This window comes from Bacillus sp. 22-7 (assembly GCF_010628845.1).
Lineage (GTDB): Bacteria > Bacillota > Bacilli > Bacillales > Cytobacillaceae > Cytobacillus > Cytobacillus firmus_B.
In genome coordinates this window covers 1-299 of record NZ_NJQY01000017.1, presented here as the reverse complement: position 1 = coordinate 299, position 299 = coordinate 1, and the positions used below count along the sequence as shown (strand labels likewise).

1 pseudogene is annotated in these 299 nt (G+C 53.8%); it reads left to right on the top strand.

Features of this window, described 5'->3' with window-relative positions:
- Nucleotides 1-97 precede the first annotated feature (97 nt).
- Nucleotides 98-299: pseudogene (locus CE058_RS14680) on the top strand (hypothetical protein); the annotation flags it as partial.

The window sequence follows — 299 nt, the reverse complement described above, 5'->3', positions numbered from 1 at the left end:
AGCGATGATGCCGCAGATGCCGCACCAAATGCCACAGGTACAGGGAGCAATGATGCCGCAAATGCCGCATCAAATGCCACAAGTACAGGGAGCGATGATGCCTGAGCATCAAATGCCTCATATGGGCATGATGGCCGGAGTGGAAAGTCCGGATTATGATGAATCTTCGCCGTTTATGCCAATGGCTCAAATGCCATCGGGTGTGATGGGCGCGGAAGATATGGGACAGCAGATGCCGCATCAAATGCCACAGGTGCAGGGAGCAATGATGCCGCAGATGCCACATCAAATGCCACAGG